This is a genomic window from Vannielia litorea (assembly GCF_019801175.1).
Taxonomy (GTDB): Bacteria; Pseudomonadota; Alphaproteobacteria; order Rhodobacterales; family Rhodobacteraceae; genus Vannielia; species Vannielia litorea_B.
This window is the reverse complement of the sequence record NZ_JAHVJR010000001.1, coordinates 2,194,287-2,212,919: the sequence shown is the minus strand read 5'-3', so window position 1 is coordinate 2,212,919 and position 18,633 is coordinate 2,194,287. Positions and strand designations below refer to the sequence as shown.

The 18,633-nt window shown below is 66.4% G+C and carries 18 protein-coding genes; 12 read left to right on the top strand and 6 right to left on the bottom strand.

Annotation, left to right across the window (positions count from 1 at the left end; all coding sequences use genetic code 11):
* Nucleotides 1-59: 59 nt before the first annotated feature.
* From KUV38_RS10850 to tldD, 4 genes are all read right to left on the bottom strand, one after another.
* Nucleotides 60-329, bottom strand: a complete 270-nt coding sequence (locus KUV38_RS10850; protein ID WP_222470059.1) for a hypothetical protein — start codon at nucleotides 327-329, stop codon at nucleotides 60-62.
* A gap of 86 nt (nucleotides 330-415) precedes the next feature.
* Nucleotides 416-3,025 (bottom strand): type I DNA topoisomerase, encoded by a 2,610-nt coding sequence (gene topA / locus KUV38_RS10845; protein WP_222470058.1) that lies wholly within the window; start codon nucleotides 3,023-3,025, stop codon nucleotides 416-418.
* Between the two features lie 141 nt (nucleotides 3,026-3,166).
* A complete protein-coding gene (gene dprA / locus KUV38_RS10840; RefSeq protein ID WP_410001038.1) occupies nucleotides 3,167-4,246 on the bottom strand; it encodes a DNA-processing protein DprA in 1,080 nt (359 codons plus the stop codon).
* Between the two features lie 299 nt (nucleotides 4,247-4,545).
* On the bottom strand, nucleotides 4,546-5,964 hold the full coding sequence (gene tldD / locus KUV38_RS10835) for a metalloprotease TldD (protein WP_222470056.1): 1,419 nt from the start codon (nucleotides 5,962-5,964) through the stop codon (nucleotides 4,546-4,548).
* 162 nt (nucleotides 5,965-6,126) lie between these two features.
* Between tldD and coxB the strand changes: the two genes are divergently transcribed.
* The 12 genes from coxB (at nucleotide 6,127) to KUV38_RS10775 (ending at nucleotide 17,413) form a co-directional block, all read left to right on the top strand.
* On the top strand, nucleotides 6,127-6,990 hold the full coding sequence (coxB, locus tag KUV38_RS10830) for a cytochrome c oxidase subunit II (protein ID WP_222471044.1): 864 nt from the start codon (nucleotides 6,127-6,129) through the stop codon (nucleotides 6,988-6,990).
* Nucleotides 6,991-7,080: 90 nt separating this feature from the next.
* Complete coding sequence (gene cyoE, locus KUV38_RS10825) at nucleotides 7,081-8,019, top strand: heme o synthase (RefSeq protein WP_261385202.1); 939 nt, start codon at nucleotides 7,081-7,083, stop codon at nucleotides 8,017-8,019.
* The gene (locus KUV38_RS10820) at nucleotides 8,016-8,225 is read left to right on the top strand and encodes a hypothetical protein (RefSeq protein ID WP_222470054.1); all 210 of its coding nucleotides are present in this window, start codon (nucleotides 8,016-8,018) and stop codon (nucleotides 8,223-8,225) included. Before cyoE ends, KUV38_RS10820 begins: the two co-directional genes overlap by 4 nt.
* A complete protein-coding gene (locus KUV38_RS10815) occupies nucleotides 8,225-8,812 on the top strand; it encodes a cytochrome c oxidase assembly protein (protein ID WP_222470053.1) in 588 nt (195 codons plus the stop codon). The genes KUV38_RS10820 and KUV38_RS10815 overlap by 1 nt, the downstream gene beginning before the upstream one ends.
* A gap of 36 nt (nucleotides 8,813-8,848) precedes the next feature.
* Nucleotides 8,849-9,670: a cytochrome c oxidase subunit 3 gene (locus KUV38_RS10810; protein WP_222470052.1), complete on the top strand. Its 822-nt coding sequence runs from the start codon at nucleotides 8,849-8,851 to the stop codon at nucleotides 9,668-9,670.
* 87 nt (nucleotides 9,671-9,757) lie between these two features.
* Nucleotides 9,758-10,420: an SURF1 family protein gene (locus KUV38_RS10805; RefSeq protein ID WP_222470051.1), complete on the top strand. Its 663-nt coding sequence runs from the start codon at nucleotides 9,758-9,760 to the stop codon at nucleotides 10,418-10,420.
* 10 nt (nucleotides 10,421-10,430) lie between these two features.
* A complete protein-coding gene (thrC, locus tag KUV38_RS10800) occupies nucleotides 10,431-11,819 on the top strand; it encodes a threonine synthase (protein WP_222470050.1) in 1,389 nt (462 codons plus the stop codon).
* A gap of 29 nt (nucleotides 11,820-11,848) precedes the next feature.
* Nucleotides 11,849-13,078 carry a M16 family metallopeptidase gene (locus KUV38_RS10795; RefSeq protein ID WP_261385349.1) on the top strand — a complete coding sequence of 410 codons (1,230 nt, stop codon included), beginning with the start codon at nucleotides 11,849-11,851 and terminating at the stop codon, nucleotides 13,076-13,078.
* On the top strand, nucleotides 13,078-13,665 hold the full coding sequence (locus tag KUV38_RS10790; RefSeq protein ID WP_222470048.1) for a GNAT family N-acetyltransferase: 588 nt from the start codon (nucleotides 13,078-13,080) through the stop codon (nucleotides 13,663-13,665). Before KUV38_RS10795 ends, KUV38_RS10790 begins: the two co-directional genes overlap by 1 nt.
* 65 nt (nucleotides 13,666-13,730) lie before the next feature.
* The gene (locus tag KUV38_RS10785) at nucleotides 13,731-14,558 is read left to right on the top strand and encodes an MBL fold metallo-hydrolase (RefSeq protein WP_222470047.1); all 828 of its coding nucleotides are present in this window, start codon (nucleotides 13,731-13,733) and stop codon (nucleotides 14,556-14,558) included.
* Nucleotides 14,559-14,588: 30 nt separating this feature from the next.
* A complete protein-coding gene (locus tag KUV38_RS10780) occupies nucleotides 14,589-16,007 on the top strand; it encodes an FAD-binding oxidoreductase (protein WP_222470046.1) in 1,419 nt (472 codons plus the stop codon).
* 182 nt (nucleotides 16,008-16,189) lie between these two features.
* Complete coding sequence (locus KUV38_RS10775) at nucleotides 16,190-17,413, top strand: Hsp70 family protein (RefSeq protein ID WP_222470045.1); 1,224 nt, start codon at nucleotides 16,190-16,192, stop codon at nucleotides 17,411-17,413.
* Nucleotides 17,414-17,711: 298 nt separating this feature from the next.
* On the opposite strand, the gene KUV38_RS10770 is transcribed toward KUV38_RS10775, so the two are convergent.
* Together KUV38_RS10770 and KUV38_RS10765 are read right to left on the bottom strand one after the other, a co-directional pair.
* Nucleotides 17,712-18,242, bottom strand: coding sequence for an adenine phosphoribosyltransferase (locus KUV38_RS10770; RefSeq protein ID WP_222470044.1), 531 nt, complete (start codon nucleotides 18,240-18,242; stop codon nucleotides 17,712-17,714).
* Between the two features lie 15 nt (nucleotides 18,243-18,257).
* Nucleotides 18,258-18,620 carry an HdeA/HdeB family chaperone gene (locus KUV38_RS10765; protein WP_222470043.1) on the bottom strand — a complete coding sequence of 121 codons (363 nt, stop codon included), beginning with the start codon at nucleotides 18,618-18,620 and terminating at the stop codon, nucleotides 18,258-18,260.
* Between the last annotated feature and the right edge of the window lie 13 nt (nucleotides 18,621-18,633).

Below are 18,633 nucleotides of genomic sequence, written 5' to 3'. Positions count from 1 at the left end.
GGGGAGGAGTCAATGAAATGCTGCGGTGCGGCGGGGGCGGCGCGCCTGCTGCGCTGGGATCAGCCTTGCTGCTCGGCCTCGGAGGCCTCGCCCTGCTTGCGGGCCTCGCGCCGGTCGAACCACTCGAAGACCCAGGCGAGGGTCAACCCGGCAAGGCCCCAGACAAAGACGGCGCCCAGCGTATAGCCCGCGATCTGGGGGCCGCTCATCTCGGCGCCCGCCTGCACGCTGTCCACATAGGCGCCGGCCGCACGGACCAGCCCGTAGGCCACCCCGCAGATTGGCATGACCACCATGGGGTTGATGCAATCGTAGATCTTGCGGAACATCCGGCGCCTCTTCTGCTGTGCAAAACGTGGTTAATCAGCGTTTCAGGCAGGAGAGGCGCGAGATTGCGGTAATCCCGTGGCAGGGGTTACTTTTTGGCGGCTTTCTTCTTCGCCGGGGCTTTCTTGGCGGCGGGCTTCTTGGCCGTTGTTTTCTTGGCCGCCGCCTTTTTGGCGGGGCGCTTCTTGCCCTTGGAGGCGGCCTTCTCGGCGATCAGCTCAACGGCGGCTTCCATGGTAAATTGCTCCGGTTCGGAGCCCTTGGGGAGGGTGGCGTTGATCTTGTCCCACTTCACGTAGGGGCCGTACTTGCCCTCCATGATCGCCACCGGGCCGCCCGCTTCGGGGTGCTCGCCCAGCTCGCGCAGGGTCTTGGCAGCGCCGCGACCGCCGCGCGAGGCGACCTTTTCGGCCAAGAGCTGGACGGCGCGGTTCATCCCTACTTCCCAGACCTCATCGAGGCCCTCGAGGTTGGCGTTGGTGCCGCCCCGGTCGGAGGTGCTTTCGGCGTGCTTCAGATATGGCCCATAGCGCCCGATGTTGGCCCAGACGTTCACGCCATCTTCGGGGTGCGTGCCGATCAGGCGGGGCAGGGAGAGCAGCTTGACGGCGGTGGCCAGCTCCAGCTCTTCAGGCTTCCACTCCTTGGGGACCGACTGGCGCGGGGGCTTCTTGTTGTCTTCCGTCACCTCGCCGCGCTGGACGTAGGGGCCGAAGCGGCCCTTCATGACCCAGATTTTGTCTCCACCGTCCTCGCCCAGCAGCTTGCCCTCGGGCGGGATCGCGCTTTTCTCGGCCTCGGGATCGGGCGGGCCGAAGGGGCGGGTGTAGCGGCATTCGGGGTAGTTCGAGCAGCCGATGAAGGCCCCGCCGGAGCGGGCGGTGCGCATGGAGAGCCGGCCCTTGCCGCAGTTGGGGCAAAGGCGGGGGTCGCCGCCCTCGGGCAGGGGCGGGAAGAGGTGCGGCTCGAGCACCTCGTTGATCTTTTCGAGCACCTCGGTGATGCGCAGCTCGGAGGTCTCTTCGATCGCGGCCTTGAAATCACGCCAGAAACTGGCGAGCACCGAGGTCCACTGAGCATCGCCTGCCGAGATCTCGTCGAGCTCTTCCTCAAGCTTGGCGGTGAACTCGTAGCCCACGTAGCGGCGGAAATAGTTGGTGAGGAACACCGTCACCAAGCGGCCCTTGTCCTCGGGGATGAGGCGGCCCTTGTCCTTGGTCACATACTCCCGGTCCTGAATCGTGGTGACGATCGAGGCGTAGGTGGAGGGGCGGCCGATGCCGAGCTCTTCCATCCGCTTGACCAGCGTGGCCTCGGTGTAGCGGGGCGGGGGCTGGGTGAAATGCTGCTCGGGCGTGACCGACTGCTTGGCGGTGGCATCGCCCTCGGCGACCTGCGGCAGGCGGCGGTCGTCGTCATCGACCACCTCGTCGTCGCGGCCCTCTTCATAGACCTTCAGGAACCCGTCGAAGAGCACCACCTGACCGGTGGCGCGCAGCTCGACCTGCCCGTCCTTGGAGCCGACCGTCACCGTGGTGCGCTCGAACTTCGCGCTGGCCATCTGGGAGGCGAGGGTGCGCTTCCATATCAGGTCGTAGAGCTTGCGCTGGTCGGCCTCGAGATTGAGGCTGTCAGGGTCCGCGCTCATATCCGTGGGGCGGATACATTCGTGGGCTTCCTGCGCGTTCTTGGCCTTGTTCTTGTAGATGCGCGGCTCGCCCGGCACATACTCTTTGCCGAAACGCGCGCCGATGGCATCGCGGGCGGCGGCGACGGCCTCGGGGGCCATGTCTATGCCATCCGTCCGCATGTAGGTGATGTGCCCGGCCTCGTAGAGCCGTTGCGCCGTGCCCATGCAGGCCCGTGCGCCCATGCCGAACTTGCGGGAGGCCTCCTGTTGGAGCGTGGAGGTCATGAAGGGCGGCGAGGGGTTGCGGGTGTTGGGCTTGGCCTCGACCGACTGCACCGAGAGGTCTCGGCTGTTGATCGCCTGAACGGCCAGCTCCGCGGCGGTCTCGTTCTCGATGTCGTAGCGGTCGAGCTTCTTGCCGCCCAGAACGGTGAGCCGGGCCTCGAAGTTCTGGCCACGCGGGGTGGTGAGCATGGCCTTGACCGACCAGTACTCGCGGGCGCGGAAAGCCTCGATCTCCATTTCGCGCTCGACGATGAGGCGCAGGCAGACGGACTGCACGCGGCCAGCGGAACGGGCACCGGGCAGCTTGCGCCAGAGCACGGGGGAGAGGTTGAAGCCGACGAGATAATCGAGCGCGCGGCGGGCGAGGTAAGCCTCGACCAGCTCCATATCAATGTCGCGCGGCTCGGCCATGGCCTTGGTCACGGCATCCTTGGTAATCGCGTTGAAGGTGACGCGTGAAACCGGCGTATCCTTCTTGATCGACTTGCGCTTGGTCAGCGCCTCCTTGAGGTGCCAGCTGATCGCCTCGCCTTCGCGGTCGGGGTCGGTTGCGAGGATGAGGGCGTTGTCGTCCTTCAGGGCGTTGGCGATGGCGGCGACGTGCTTTTTGCTGTCGGAGGCCACCTCCCATTTCATCTCGAACTCATGCTCGGGATCGACCGAGCCATCCTTTGGCGGCAGGTCGCGGACGTGGCCGTAGGAGGCCAGAACGGTATAGTCGGAGCCCAGATATTTGTTGATTGTCTTGGCCTTGGCGGGGGACTCGACAACGACAACTGGCATGGGGCGCCTTTCAGGGCTGGGGGGTGACTCGAATTGGCGCGCAACATGTGGGGGCTGTTGCCGCCTTGTCAATGGAGCCATTCACGCCTCGGTGCCGGGCCTCGCGCGGGCGCGCGTGGGGTAGCCTCCGGGGGTGGCGGATCACGCAGTCTTGACGATGAGGCCGCCGGGCTGGCGGGCGATCCGGCCATCGAGCTCAAGCGAGAGCAGGTTCTCGGAGAGGCGCTGGGCCGGCACCGATAGGTCGCGTGCGAGCTGGTCTTCGGCCATCGGCGAGGGGCCGATGAGGCCTAGGATGCGGGCGTGGAGGCTGGCGGTCTCGGCCTTGGGGCGCTCGGGCGCGCGGGGCAGGTCGGCGGGCTGGGGGGACTCGGGTTGAGTTGGCTGGGCGGCGGGGCCGAGCGCCTCCAGCACGTCATCGGCGCCGCGCACGAGGGTCGCGCCATCGCGAATGAGCATGTTGCAGCCCGAGGCGCGGGCATCGAAGGGGTGGCCGGGCACGGCAAGCACCTCGCGGCCCTGATCCAGCGCCATGCGGGCGGTGATGAGGCTGCCGGAGCGGGCACCTGCCTCGACCACCACCACGGCGCGGGCGAGGCCGGAGATGATGCGGTTGCGCTTGGGAAAATGCCGCGCCTGTGGCTGCAGGCCCGGCGGCTCCTCGGAGAGGATCAGCCCGCCCTCGGCGATCCGGGCCATCAGCGCGGCGTTCTCTTGCGGGTAGGTCACATCAACCCCGCCCGCGACCACGGCGATGGTGCCACTGTCCAGCGCGGCCTTGTGAGCCTCAGCATCGACCCCGCGGGCGAGGCCGGAGGCGATGACATGGCCGGCGCGGCCCAGCTCCCCGGCCAGCCGCCCGGCCATGCGGCGACCGAGGGAGGAGGCGTTGCGCGCGCCGATCACGGCGAGAGTGGGCTTGTTGATAAGAGTGAGGTCGCCCTGCGCCCAGAGCAGGGGCGGGGCATCGGGGAGGTCACGCAGGGCGGTGGGGTACTGCGGCTCGCCCGCGGCAATGAGCCGGGCGCCGTGGCGCTTGCCAGCGGCGAGTTCCTTGGCGGCGAGATCGCGGGGGAAGACATGATACTGGCTCACCCCGGCGGCCGCGGCGACCTGCGGCAGGGCCTCGAGGGCGGCAGCGGCGCTGCCATGCTCGGCCATCAGGCGATAGAATGTCGTGGGGCCCACCCGGCGAGAGCGCAAGAGACGAAGCCACGCCAGCTTATCTTCTTCCGAGGTGGGTGGTGCGAGGGGGGGTGGGGAAGAAAACAAATCCACGCCAACGTCGCTCCGTCTGCTTGCAGGTTCTGTTTTAGGCTTGAGTGGTTAACCGGCTATTAACGAGCCGGGAGATTTTGGGCAGAAATGCGAAATTTTTCTCGCGGCGTAGGGATTCCGCCGATTTATCAATGTAAATCATGCGCTTGGCGGACGTGGCGGGTTTGAAGTCATCCGCCACACCGAAAAACCGGGGCGGCATGCACCCCGGTGCCTTCCGAAACATGGTTAACCGCGCAGGGTCAGGCGCCCGCACCGCCAACGGTCAGGCCACCGATCCGCAGGGTGGGCAGGCCCACGCCGACCGGAACCCATTGGCCCGCCTTGCCGCAGGTGCCGATGCCGGGATCGAGCGCCATGTCATTGCCGATGGCGGTGATGTTCTTCAGCGAGGTCGCGCCGTCGCCGATGAGGGTGGCGCCTTTCACCGGCGCGCCGACCTTGCCGTTCTTCACCCGGTAGGCCTCGGTGCAGGAGAAGACGAACTTGCCGGAGGTGATATCGACCTGCCCGCCGCCGAAGCCGACGGCGTAGAGCCCGTCTTCCAGCCCGGCGAGAATCGAGTCTGGGCTTTCGGTGCCGCCGAGCATGTAGGTGTTGGTCATCCGGGGCATCGGCGGGTGGGCGTGGCTCTGGCGGCGGCCGTTGCCGGTGGCGGGCACGCCCATTAGGCGGGCGTTCTGACGATCCTGCATGTAGCCGACGAGCACGCCATCCTCGATCAGGGAGGTCTTGGACGAGGGCGTGCCTTCGTCATCCACCGAGATCGAGCCGCGGCGGTCGGGGATGGTGCCGTCATCCACCACGGTCACGCCCTTGGCGGCGACCTGCTGGCCCATCAGCCCGGCGAAGGCCGAGGTGCCCTTGCGGTTGAAGTCGCCCTCCAGCCCGTGGCCCACTGCCTCATGCAGCAGGATGCCGGGCCAGCCGGGGCCAAGCACCACATCCATCACCCCGGCGGGCGCTGGCTCGGCGCCGAGGTTCACCAGAGCGATTCGCAGCGCCTCGCGGGCGGCGGGTTGCCACATGGCCGGGTCAATCAGCCCGCCCAGCTCCACCCGGCCCCCGCCGCCGTGGCTGCCGCTCTCGCGGCGGCCGTTCTCCTCGACGATGAGCGACACGTAGATGCGGGTCATGGGCCGGGTGTCGGAGACGGTGGTGCCATCGGGGCGGAGGATCACCACCTCTTGCAGGGCGGCGGAGAGTGAGGCGGAGACCTGAACCACCCGGCTGTCGAGATCGCGGGTGAAGGCATCTATCTCCGCAAGGGTCTCGATCTTGACCGGGAATTCGACTCCCTCGATCGGATCGGCATCGCCGTAGAGCCGCCGGTTGGTGGCTTGCGGGCCGGGGGCGAGCACGCCGCCGCCGTCGCCCACGGCAAGCCGCGCGGTCTCGGCGGCGCGCAGCAGCGCCTTTTCGGAGAGCTCGGTGGAATGGGCGTAACCGGAGGTCTCGCCCTTCACCGCGCGCAGGCCGAATCCCTCGGATGTATCGAAGCTGGCGGTCTTTACCCGGCCATCCTCGAACACGAGGCTCTCGGAGGCGCGGCGCTCCAGAAACAGCTCGCCATCTTCGGCGCCATCGGTGGCCGCACGGAGCGCCCGCAGGGCTGCGCCCTCGTCGAGGCTTGTTTCAAAGGGGCGGAAGCTGCTGGACATTTCATTTCCTCGGTCGATTTTTCCGGCCCGCGCGCCACATTGCCGCGCTGGAACCGCTTGAGAGATCGGATGTAATATGGTTTGAGACGCGCGAAGGAACAACGGGTGGACCGCGAACGCCACCCCGCAGACGCGCTTCAGGACAAGCGAAGGGACGTGCCGATGAAGATTTCCAAGCTCCTTGCCGCCGTGACGACCGGCCTCATGATGGCCTTTCACGGTGTTGCCGCCCACGCCCAGGACGGGATCGAGGGGCTCGAATCCATCGGCAAGCCGCATGAAAAGGGCATTGCCTGGCAGCCCGCCGCCACCGAGCTGGCGCGCGACATTCATTGGCTGGAGGGCATGGTGAACGTGATCATCATCGCCATCTCGCTCTTCGTGGTGGCGCTGCTGGCGATCATCATCCTGCGCTTCAACCAGAAGTCGAACCCGAAGCCTGCCAACTTCACCCACAACACCCCGCTTGAAATCGCATGGACCCTCGGGCCCATCGTGATCCTCGTGTTCATCGGCGCCTTCTCGCTGCCGGTGCTGTTCAAGCAGCAGGAAATCCCTGAGCCGGAACTGACCATCAAGGCCACCGGCTACCAGTGGTACTGGGGCTACGAGTACCCTGAAGAGGGCATTGCCTTCGACAGCCTGATGCTCGCCCGCGACGAGCTGGAAGAGTACGGCTACGCCCCCGACGAGTACCTGCTGGCGACCGACAACGCCGTGGTGATCCCGGTCGATACCGTTGTCGTCGTCCGTGTGACCGGTGCCGACGTGATCCACTCCTGGACCATTCCCGCCTTCGGTGTGAAGCAGGATGCCGTGCCGGGCCGGACTGCCGAGCTGTGGTTCAAGGCCGAGCGCGAAGGTGTGTACTTTGGCCAGTGTTCCGAGCTCTGCGGCAAGGACCACGCCTATATGCCGATCACCGTGAAGGTGGTGAGCCAGGAGGCCTATGCCCAGTGGCTTGAGATGGCCACTGAGGAATTCGCCGGGCGCGCGCCTTCGGTGAAGGTGGCTTCGGCCGACTGAACAGTCTTCCGGGCGGGCCGATGAGGCGCCGCCCGGCCATGTGCTACTGCGCGGGCGATGCGAACAGGACCCGCTAGGGAGGCAGACGATTTGAGCGACGTGAATGCATATGAGCGGACGGAAGAGCCGGGCTTCGGGGACTATGTTGCCCTGTTGAAGCCGCGCGTGATGTCGCTTGTGGTTTTCACCGCGATGGTGGGCCTGCTGGTTGCGCCGGTGCCGGTGCATCCGTTCATCGCCTTCACCTCCATCCTCTTCATCGCCATCGGGGCAGGGGCCTCGGGTGCGCTGAACATGTGGTGGGATGCCGACATCGACGCCGTGATGAGCCGGACGCAGAAGCGCCCGATCCCGGCGGGCAAGGTGCAGCCGGGCGAGGCGCTGGGCCTCGGCGTGGCGCTCTCTGGCCTTTCGGTGATGATGCTCGGCCTTGCGGCCAACCTCGCCGCCGCCGCTCTGCTGGCTTTCACCATCTTCTTCTACGCGGTCATCTACACGATGATCCTCAAGCGCTGGACGCCGCAGAACATCGTGATCGGTGGTGCTGCCGGGGCCTTCCCGCCGATGGTGGGATGGGTGGCGGCCACTGGCTCGGTGAGCCTTGAGGCCGTGCTGATGTTCGGCCTGATCTTCTTCTGGACACCGCCGCACTTCTGGGCGCTCTGCCTGTTCATGAAGTCGGACTATGCCGACGCCAAGGTGCCGATGCTGACCGTGACCCACGGCCATGACGCCGCGCGCCGCCAGATCTTCATCTACACCCTCGTGCTGGCCGCCTCGGCGCTGGCGCTGGGCTTCACCTCGATTGCCGGGCCGGCATACATCGCCACCGCCTTGGTGATGAACGCGCTTTTCGCCAAGGGCGCATGGGCCATTCTTCGGCGGACGACCGAGGCCGCGCAGGCGGATGGCTACAAGGTCGAGAAGAGCTTCTTCAAGCTGTCGCTGATCTACCTGACGCTGCACTTTGGTGCCCTGCTGGCCGATGCCGCGCTGCGGGCGCTCGGCCTGATCGGGGGCGCGGCATGATCCGGGCGGAACATGAGCTGCACCAGCGCCGGCTGGGCCGGAACGTGGGCGTTGCCCTGTCGCTGGTGGCGCTGATCGCCATCGTGCTGGGCCTGACCTTTGTGAAGGTCACCCGCGGCGGCGGCGCGGCGGCGCTCGAAGGCTTCGACCACGCGGTGCGCCCCGGCATGACCACGCCCGAGACCACTGCAGGGGAGGGCAACTGATGGCCGCTCCCGAAAAGCAGAACGCCCGTGTTGCGCTTTATGCGGTGAGCGTTGTCGTCTTCATGGGCGCTATGGCTTGGGTGGCGGTGCCGTTCTACAACTGGTTCTGCAAGGTCACCGGCTACGGCGGCACCACCTCGGTGGCCGAGGGCAGCAGCGACGTGGTGCTCGACCGCGAGATTACTGTGCGCTTCGATGCCAACCTCGACGCCAAGATGGCGTGGGAGTTCAAGCCGGTGCAGCAGAAGATGACGCTGAAGATCGGCGAGACCGGCCTTGCCTTTTACGAAGCCTACAACCCGACCGACCGGCCGATTGCCGGGCAGGCCAGCTACAATGTGGCCCCCTTCGTCGCTGGCGGATATTTTGACAAGATCGACTGCTTCTGCTTCACCGAGCAGGTGCTGCAACCCGGCGAGCGGGTGCAGATGCCGGTGAGCTTTTATGTCGACCCGGAGATCGTGAACGACCGCGATGCCAAGTTCACAAACTCGATCACCCTGAGTTATACCTTCTACGAAATCGACCTGCCGGAAGAGCAGGCGGCCCTGCAAGGCTCCGCTGACGCGGCTGTGGCGCAGAACTAACGAGAGACACTGAAAAGACCGTCCGAGGACCCAAACATGGCCCACGAAAAGAACCACGACTTCCATATTCTCAATCCCTCGATCTGGCCCTTTGCAGGTGCCGTTGCGGCCTTCGTCATGCTGTTTGGCGCGGTGCAATGGATGTCTCCGCAGGTTGAGACCAACCAGCCCTGGATCTTCCTGCTGGGCTTCATCGGCGTGCTCTACGTCATGTTCGCCTGGTGGTCCGAGGTGGTGGACGAGAGCCAGGTCGGCGATCACACCCCCGTGGTGCGGATCGGCCTGCGCTACGGCTTCATCCTCTTCATCATGTCGGAGGTGATGTTCTTCGCCGCATGGTTCTGGAGCTTCTTCAAGCACGCCATGTATCCGATGAATCCCGAGGTGGATCAGGCCCCTGCCGTCGACGGCATCTGGCCGCCCGCCGGGATCGAAACCTTCGACCCGTGGCACCTGCCGCTGATCAACACCCTGATCCTGCTCTGCTCGGGCATGGCCGCCACCTGGGCGCACCACGCGCTGGTGCATGAGAACAACCGCAAGGCCATGGCCGAAGGGCTGATCCTTGCCGTGGTGCTGGGCCTGATCTTCACCGTGCTGCAGGCCTACGAATATAGCCACGCGGCCTTCGGCTTCTCGGGCAACATCTACGGTGCCAACTTCTTCATGGCGACCGGCTTCCACGGCGCGCATGTAATCATCGGCACGATCTTCCTGTTCATCTGCTACCTGCGCCTGCGGGCCGGGCACTTCAGCCAGGAAAAGCACATCGGCTTCGAGGCTGCCGCCTGGTACTGGCACTTCGTGGACGTGGTCTGGCTCTTCCTCTTCGCCGCGGTCTACATCTGGGGCGGCTGAGGCTGGTGCAGAGTCGGGACAGCTCCCGACCTACGAGATACCAACGCGGGCCGGAGACGGCCCGCGTTCGGCTTTGAAGGACACCCCATGCGCTACCTCTTCCCGGCCATCCTCGGCATCTGCGGCATCGCCATTCTGGTGAGCCTCGGCACGTGGCAGTTGCGGCGGCTGGCGTGGAAAGAGGCGATGCTGGCGGAGATCGACGCGCGGATCACCGCCACCCCGGTGGCTGTGCCGGCCGCGCCCGACCCGGAGGCCGACCGCTACCTGCTGGTCGAGGCAGAGGGCGATCTGGGCGGGGAGGGGCTGATGGTGCTGGCGTCGATCAAGCAGGTGGGCGCGATCCACCGGTTCATCACCACGCTGACCACGCTGGAGGGCCGGGTGCTGCTGGTCGATCTCGGTTACCGCAGGATCGTCTCGGCGGATGCCTCGGTGCCTGAGGGGGCCGTGCGGCTCACCGGCAACCTGCACTGGCCCGAAGAGATCGACAGTTACACCCCCGCGCCCGATGGCACCCTTTGGTTTGCCCGCGATGTGCCCGCGATGGCCGAGGCGCTTGGCGCGGAGCCGGTGCTTATCGTCACCCGCGACGTCACCCCCGGCTCAAGCATCACCCCGCTGCCGGTGAGCAGCGCCGGCATCCCCAATGACCACCTTGAATATGCGCTCACGTGGTTCGGGCTGGCGCTGGTGTGGCTGGGGATGACACTCTTCCTCATGTGGCGTATCAAGCGCCGCACCGTCTGAAGGACTTCCCATGCGCTATATCTCCACCCGGGGGCAGGCCCCCGTTCTGAGCTTTGAAGAGGCCATGCTGACCGGCCTCGCCCGTGACGGCGGGCTCTACCTGCCCGAGACCGTGCCCACGATGAGCGAGGCAGAGATCGCGGCGCTGGCCGGGGTGAGCTACGAAGAGGCGGTGGCGCGGGTGATCGCGCCCTTCATCGGCGATGCACTGGGCACGCCGGAGGAGGTGAAGGCGCTGATCGGGCGGGCCTATGCGGGCTTTGGCCACCCGGCGCGGGCGCCGCTGAAGCAACTCGCCGACAACCACTTTCTGCTGGAGCTGTTCCACGGGCCTACGCTGGCGTTCAAGGACTTTGCCATGCAGCTCATCGGCCAGATGTTCCAGACCGTGCTGAAGCGCAACGGCCGCAAGATCACCATCGTCGGTGCCACCTCGGGTGATACAGGTTCGGCGGCGATCGAGGCCTTCGCCGGGCTCGCCAACGTGGATGTGTTCATCCTCTTCCCGCATGGCCGGGTTTCGGAGGTGCAGCGGCGGCAGATGACCACGCCGGAGGCGGCGAATGTTCATGCGCTGGCCGTCGATGGCGATTTTGACGATTGCCAAGGGATGCTGAAGGAGATGTTCGCGGATTTCGACTTCCGCGACGAGGTTGGTCTGGCGGGCGTGAACTCGATCAACTTTGCCCGGGTGCTGGCGCAGATCGTCTACTACTTCACCTCCGCCGTGGCGCTGGGTGCGCCGCACCGGAAGGTCAGCTTTGCCGTGCCCACGGGCAACTTTGGCGACATCTTCGCGGGCTTCCTCGCCAAGCAGATGGGCCTGCCGATCGAGCAGCTGATCGTGGCGACCAACCAGAACGACATTCTGCACCGCTGCCTGACCACGGGCGACTATGCCAAGGCCGGGGTGAAGCCCTCGATCAGCCCGTCGATGGACATCGAGGTCAGTTCAAATTTTGAACGCGCGCTGTGGTTTGCCTATGGCAAGGACGGTGCGGCGGTTTCGGCGCTGATGGACGAGCTGAAAGCCGGCAAGTTCCGCGTGAGCGAGAACGCGATGGGCGCGCTGACGGAGCATTACACCTCTGGCCGGGTCAGCGAAGACGAGACCAAGGCGGAAATTGAACGCATGTTCAAGGAGACCGGCGAGGTGATCTGTCCGCATACCGCCGTAGGCACCCGCGTGGCCCGCGACCACCTTGGCGCGACCCCGGTGGTGACCTTGGCGACGGCGCATCCGGCCAAGTTCCCCGCGGCGGTGGAGGAAGCCTGCGGCGTGCATGCTGCCCTTCCCAACCGCATGGCTGACCTATATGACAGGTCGGAACGGGTGACGCGGGTCGAGAACGACCTTGGCGCCATCGAAGCTCTCATCAGGGAAAGGCGGTCTGCGTGAGCGTGCAAATCGACAGGCTTGGCAATGGAATGCGTATCGTGACCGAGGCGATGCCCGGTCTTGCGAGTGCCTCCGTTGGCCTGTGGATCAACGCAGGCGGGCGCCATGAGCGGGTGGAGCAGAACGGGATTGCCCACTTCCTCGAGCACATGGCCTTCAAGGGCACGGCGCGGCGCTCGGCGCTGCAGATTGCCGAGGAAATCGAGGACGTTGGCGGCTACATCAACGCCTACACCGGCCGTGAGATGACCGCCTATTACGCCCGCGTTCTGGCCGCCGATGTGCCGCTCGCGCTGGATGTGATTGCCGATATCGTGCTGGAACCGGCCTTCGACCTTGGCGAGATCGAGGTGGAGCGCGGGGTTATCCTGCAAGAGATCGGGCAGGCGCTGGACACGCCGGATGACATCATCTTTGACTGGCTTCAGGAGGCCGCCTATCCGGGGCAGGCGATGGGTCGCACCATCCTTGGCCCGCCCGAGCGGATTCAGGCCTTTGGCCGGGGCGATCTGGCGGGCTTCGTGGCCGAGCACTACGGGCCGGAGCATCTGGTGTTGGCTGCGGCTGGCGCGGTGGACCACGACCAGATCGTGAAGCTGGCAGAAAAGGCCTTTGGCCACCTCACCCCGCGCCCGATGCGCAGCGAGGAGCCTGCGCGGTTTGTTGGCGGTGAGACGCGCGAGATCCGCCCGCTGGAGCAGGTGCATTTCGCGATGGGGCTGGAGAGCCCGAATTATCGCGACCCCGATATCTACACCGCACAGATCTACGCCAGCGCGATGGGCGGCGGCATGTCGTCCCGCCTGTTTCAGGAGCTGCGGGAGAAGCGCGGCCTCTGCTACTCGATCTATGCCCAGGCCGGTGCCTACGGCGACACTGGCCTCATGACGATATACGCGGGCACCAGCGGCGAAGATATCGCCGGGCTGTCCGAGGTCGTCATCGACGAGCTGCGCCGGGCGGGGGATGATCTGAGCCATGCCGAGCTGGAGCGCGCCCGCAACCAGCTGAAGGCCGGGCTGCTGATGGGGCTGGAAGGCCCCTCCAGCCGTGCCGAGCGGAATGCGCGGATGGTCACCATCTGGGATCGCGTGCCTGCCACCGCCGAAACGGTCGAGAAGATCGACGCGGTGACCCTCGACGACCTGCGCGGCTTTGCCTCGCGGCTTGCCTCCGAAGCGCCCGCCGCGCTGGCGCTTTATGGCCCCGCCGAGCGCGCGCCCGGCTTGAGCGGGCTGAAGGAGCGGCTGGCGGCCTGATGCGGCTGGGGCGGCGAAAGGTTCGGATCGATACGCCGCGCCTGCTGCTGCGCCCGCCCGCCCATGGCGACTTTCGGGCATGGAGCGACCTGCGCCGGGACAGCCGCGAATTTCTGACACCCTGGGAGCCGACCTGGGCCAACGACCATCTTTCGCGCAAAAGCTTTACAAATCGTGTCTACTGGGCGCAGCGGGCGATTGGCGGCGGCTCTGCGGTGCCGCTCTTCCTGTTCAAGCGCGAGACCGAGGGGCTGCTGGGGGCGATCACGCTCGACAACATTCGTCGCGGCCCGGCGCAGTCGGGCACCCTTGGCTACTGGATTGGCGAGCCGTTCAAGCGGCAGGGGTTCATGAAGGAAGCCATTGAAGCGGTTGTGCATTATGGCTTCACCGGGCTGGACCTGAGCCGCATCGAGGCCGCTTGCCTGCCCGAAAACGCCGCCTCGCGCGGGGCGCTGGAGAAATGCGGCTTCAAATACGAGGGCGTGGCCCAGAGCTACCTGCAGATCAACGGGCGGTGGCGAAATCATGTGCTTTACGCCAATTTGCGCCGCGATCGGCGGGGGCGGACCGAGGCGGGCGCGTAAACTTTTCGTGCAGGGCGGGACGGGGCCGTTTTTTGCGGTAGCGTGAGCGGCAGGAGGCGCCGCCCATGCTCAGACCGTTCACCGCCCTTGCCGGGCTCATCGCATTTGCCAGCACCGCAGCCGCGCAGGACCGGCGGCCATCGCATTGCATCGCTCTGGCCGAGGCGACGCCCGGCATGGCCTATGTGCAAAAGGCCTCGTGGGCCGCGCCGGTGGACGAGGATGCGGTGCGGATCACCTACGTGGATCATTCGGTTTACGTGATCCAGACCGAGGGCGGGCTGGCGGTGGCGACCGATTACAACGGCTACCTCGGGCCGGAGGATCTGGTGCCGGATGTGGCGACGATGAACCACGCGCACAGCTCGCATTGGACACCCAACCCCGACCCGCGCATCCCGAACGTGCTGAAGGGCTGGGGCGATGGCGAGGGACCGGCGGACCATCACCTCGACCTTGGGGAAATGTTGATCCGCAATGTGCCGACCGATATTCGCCAGGGCTTTGGCGGGGTGGAGGAGGATGGCAACTCGATCTTCGTCTTCGAGGTTGCGGGGCTGTGCATTGGCCATCTTGGCCACCTGCATCACGAGCCGAACGCGGAGCAATACGCGGCGCTCGGGCGGCTCGACGTGGTGATGGCGCCGGTGGATGGCGGCATGACGGTGGACATTGCCACCATGCAGAGCATCGTGAGCCGCCTGCGCTCGTCCATCGTGCTGCCGATGCACTGGTTTTCGGGCTACTCGCTGGAGCAGTTTCTGGAGGGCATGGCGGGCGAGTTCGTGATCGACCGGCGCGTTGACAGTTCGTTTACCGTGTCGCTCCGCGATCTGCCGTCACGCCCCACGATCGTGGTGCTGCAGCCTGCGGTGCTCTCTGGCTTCGATTGAATTTTGCGGCGGGCCGTGCGTAATGGCCCTATGCTGAATGATGCGACCCCCGAGATTGTTAACCGTTTTCGCGAAATTCTGCCCCAGGGCGTGGTTCGCGATGTGGAGCAAAGATACCTCGAAGAACCGAGAGACAGGTTAACGGGCCGGGCAGGGGCGGTGATTTGCCCCGGCACAGTGGAGGAGGTCGCGGCTGTCTTGCGGCTGGCCAGCGAGCTGCGCGTGGGCGTGGTGCCCTACGGCGGCGGCACGGGGCTGGTCGGCGGGCAGGTGGCGCCCGACGGGCCGGTGCCGCTGGTGCTGAGCCTCGAGCGGATGAAAGCGGTGCGTGGCATTTGGCCCGAAGAGGGCGTGATGACCGTGGAGGCGGGCGCGATTCTGGCTGATGTTCAAGGCGTTGCGGAAGAGCACGGACGGCTCTTCCCGCTGTCGCTCGCCAGTGAGGGTTCGGCCCGGATTGGCGGGCTTCTGGGCACCAATGCGGGCGGGGTGAACGTGCTGCGCTACGGCAATGCGCGGGAGCTGTGCCTTGGCGTGGAGGCGGTGCTCGCCGATGGGCGGGTGATGCGCGGGCTGAAGCGGCTGCGGAAGGACAACACCGGCTATGACCTGCGCAATCTGCTGATCGGCTCAGAGGGCACGCTGGGGGTGATTACTGCCGCGAGCCTGCGGCTGTTTCCGCGCCCCGAGAGCGTGGCGGTGGCGGTGCTGGAGGTGGAGAGCCCGGCGGCGGCGCTGGGGCTGCTGGGCCGGGCGCAAACCCTTGCAGGGCCTGCACTTTCGGCCTTTGAACTGATCGCGGGGCAGGGGCCGAGGTTTTTGGCCGAACACATGCCGCAGGTGCGCCTGCCCTGGGCCGAAGTGCCGGATTGGTGCGTGCTGATCGAGCTGGGATGCAGTGCGGGGCAGGATGCAAACGGGCTGATGGAAGCCCTGTTTTCAGAGGCTTACGAGGCGGGGCTGGTGCCTGACGGCGTGGTGGCCGCGAGCGAGGGGCAGCGGGCGGAATTGTGGGCGATGCGGGAGAGCCTGCCGGAGGGGAACCGGAAGGTGGGCTCGATCCTGTCGAACGATATTTCGCTGCCGCTGAGCGCGGTGCCGGAGTTCATTGCGCGGGCGGGGGAAGCGATTGGAAAGGCTGGGGATTTCAGGATCAACTGCTTTGGCCACATGGGCGACGGGAACCTGCATTACAACATCTTTCCGGCGGCGGGGAAGCGGCGGGCGGAGTATCCGGCGGGCTGCGGGGATGAGCTGAAAGACGTGATAAATCAGTTTCTTGCGGATTTGGAGGGCTCCTTCAGCGCGGAGCATGGGCTGGGGCGGGCCAAGGTGGGCGACTTGCAGCGCTGGGGTGACCCGGTGCGGATCGAGATGATGCGGAGCATCAAGAAGACCTTGGATCCATTGGGAATTTTGAACCCGGGCGCGATATTCAAATATGAATAGGTGGCCGGGCCGCACCCCGTTAACCACAAATTTCCTCAATACACATTCGATGCACAACTGATGCACATTCCATGCATATTCAGAATTGAATAGCTCGCAGGGGTTAACCGCCCGTGCGCGGGGGCTTGCCAGCCCGCGGGGCTTGGGGTAGCTGCGGCGCCTTTCTGACGGGAGCACGGGCGATGGACAGGCTGGCAATCGACTTTGGCACATCGAACTCGGCGGCGGCGGTCTTTGCCGGCGGCGCGGTGCGGCGGCTGCCGGTGGAGCAGGGCGCGGAGACGCTGCCGACGGCGGTGTTCTTCCCCGAAGGGGGCGGCGCGATGCGGATCGGCAGCGCGGCGGGGGCGGCGCTGATCGGCGGCGAGGAAGGGCGCTACATGCGGGCGCTGAAGAGCGTACTCGGGGTGCCGCTCTTCCACGAGAAGCGGCTGATCGAGGGCAAGCGGCGGACGCTGGCCGATGTGGTCACGGCCTTTCTGGTGCAGGTGCGGGAGCGGTCGGAAGAGTTTACCCGGGCGCGGTTCACCCGGGCGCTCTCGGGGCGGCCTGTGCGGTTTCACGAGGATGCGGAGAAGGATGCGCAGGCCGAGGCGGACCTGCGCGGCTGTTACCTGGCGGCGGGGTTCGAGGAGGTCGAGTTCATGCCCGAGCCGGAGGCGGCGGCGCGGGCGTGTCAGAGCATGGGGCAGGCCGGCGGCGTGGGGCTGATCGTGGATATCGGCGGCGGCACCAGCGACTTCACGGTGTTCCGCTCCGGCGCGGAGGTGGAGATCGTGGCGAGCCACGGCATTCGGCTGGGCGGCACGGATTTTGACCGGGTGGTCTCGGTCGCCGAGGTGATGCCGCTGCTGGGGATGGGGAGCGAGTTGCGCCGGGAGTTCGGCCCCGGGCTGCTGCCGGTGCCGCGCGCGGTGTTCGTGGACTTGGCGACATGGGCGAAGATCCCGTTTCTCTACGCGCCGGACGTGCGGCGTGAGGTGGCGGGCATGGTGAAGCTGGCGGTGGAGCCGGAGCGGCTGGGGCGGCTGGCGCGGGTGCTGGAGGACGAGTTGGGCCATGAGCTGGCCTTCGCGGTGGAGCGCGGGAAGATCGCGGCGAATGACGCGGGCGAGGGGCGGATCGGCATGGGGATGGTCGCGCCGGGGCTGGCGGCGGAGCTGAGCGCGGCGCGGATGGGCGAGGTGCTGGGCGAGGCGCGGGCGGCTTTGGGGGCGGCGGCGCGGGAGGTGCTGGCGCAGGCCGGGGTGGCGCCGGGCGATGTGCGCCGGGTGGTTCTGGTGGGCGGGTCTAGCCTGATGGGGTTTGTCGAGGCGGAGATGCGCGGGGTTTGCGGAGACGCGGAGGTGCTGCGGTCGGAAGCTTTCACGGCGGTGGTGGACGGGCTGGCGATTGCGGCTGGGTAGGTGGGGAGCGGCCTATAGCGTGCCGGTTATGGAAAGTGCTTAGCCCGGTGCGCGCTGTAAGGCGCCGGGCAGCGCCGTCCCGCCCGTCGCACCGAAGGTGCGCCGCATTATGATCGGCACGCCTTTGGCGTGACGGGGCGGCGCTTTTGGTGAGGTTGGGGGTGACCTCGGAGGTAAGATGACTGCTGTGCGATAAAGTGGCACGCACGGCCGTTGTGAGCGCCACCCCACGGGACGGCGCTGACCGGCTTGCGTTAGGGATATGGCGGGGAGCCGGGACAAGTCCCGCCCCGCACCGTCAGTGGCCCTCGTAAGCGGTGAGGGCGTGGACCTCCATGCCGAGGCCTTCGAGGCGTTTGCGGCCGCCGAGGTCGGGGAGGTCGACGATGAAGGCGCAGCCGGTGATGACGCCGCCGAGGCGTTCGACCAGCTTGATCCCGGCCTCCGCCGTGCCGCCGGTGGCGAGCAGGTCATCGACCAGCAGGATGCGCTCGCCCGCCGCGATGGCGTCGTCATGCACCTCCATCACCGCCTCGCCGTATTCCAGCGTGTAGGCCTCGGAGATCACCGTGCCGGGGAGCTTGCCCTTCTTGCGGATCGGCACGAAGCCGGTGCCGAGTTGGTGGGCGATAGCGCCGCCGAGGATGAAGCCGCGGGCCTCGAGACCCACGACCTTGTCGATCGGCGCGCCGGCGTAGGGGTGAAGCATCTGGTCGATGCAGAGCCGCATGCCGCGCGGGTCAGCAAAGAGCGTGGTGACATCGCGGAACATGATCCCCTCATGGGGGAAATCGGCGATGGTGCGGATGTAGTCGGCGACGGATTTCATCGGTGTCAGAACCGCCTACTCGGACGCCGCGCCGCTCTCGTCCTGCTCGTTCAGCGAGTTCTGGAGGATCGCCTCGGTCACCTGAAAGAGCATCGCGTTGGGGTTCTTCTGGCATTCGGCGAGGGTGATCTCGACGATCTTGGTGCCGCCGACTTCCTGCATCTTGTCGAGAAAGGCGGTGGGCTTGTCGATGGAGGCGTGGGACCAATAGCCGAGAATCCAGCCGGCGACCTGGGCCTGATCGGTCACGTTCTGGGTGACGAAGGCGGCGCGGGCGCGCTCGCAGGTCCAGCGGCCGGTGCCCATCATGTAGGCCTCGGAGAGCGCGGGCGCGGTGGTGGCCATGCAGAGGGCGGCGGCGAGGAAGGTGCGGTTCATGGTTGTCTCCCGT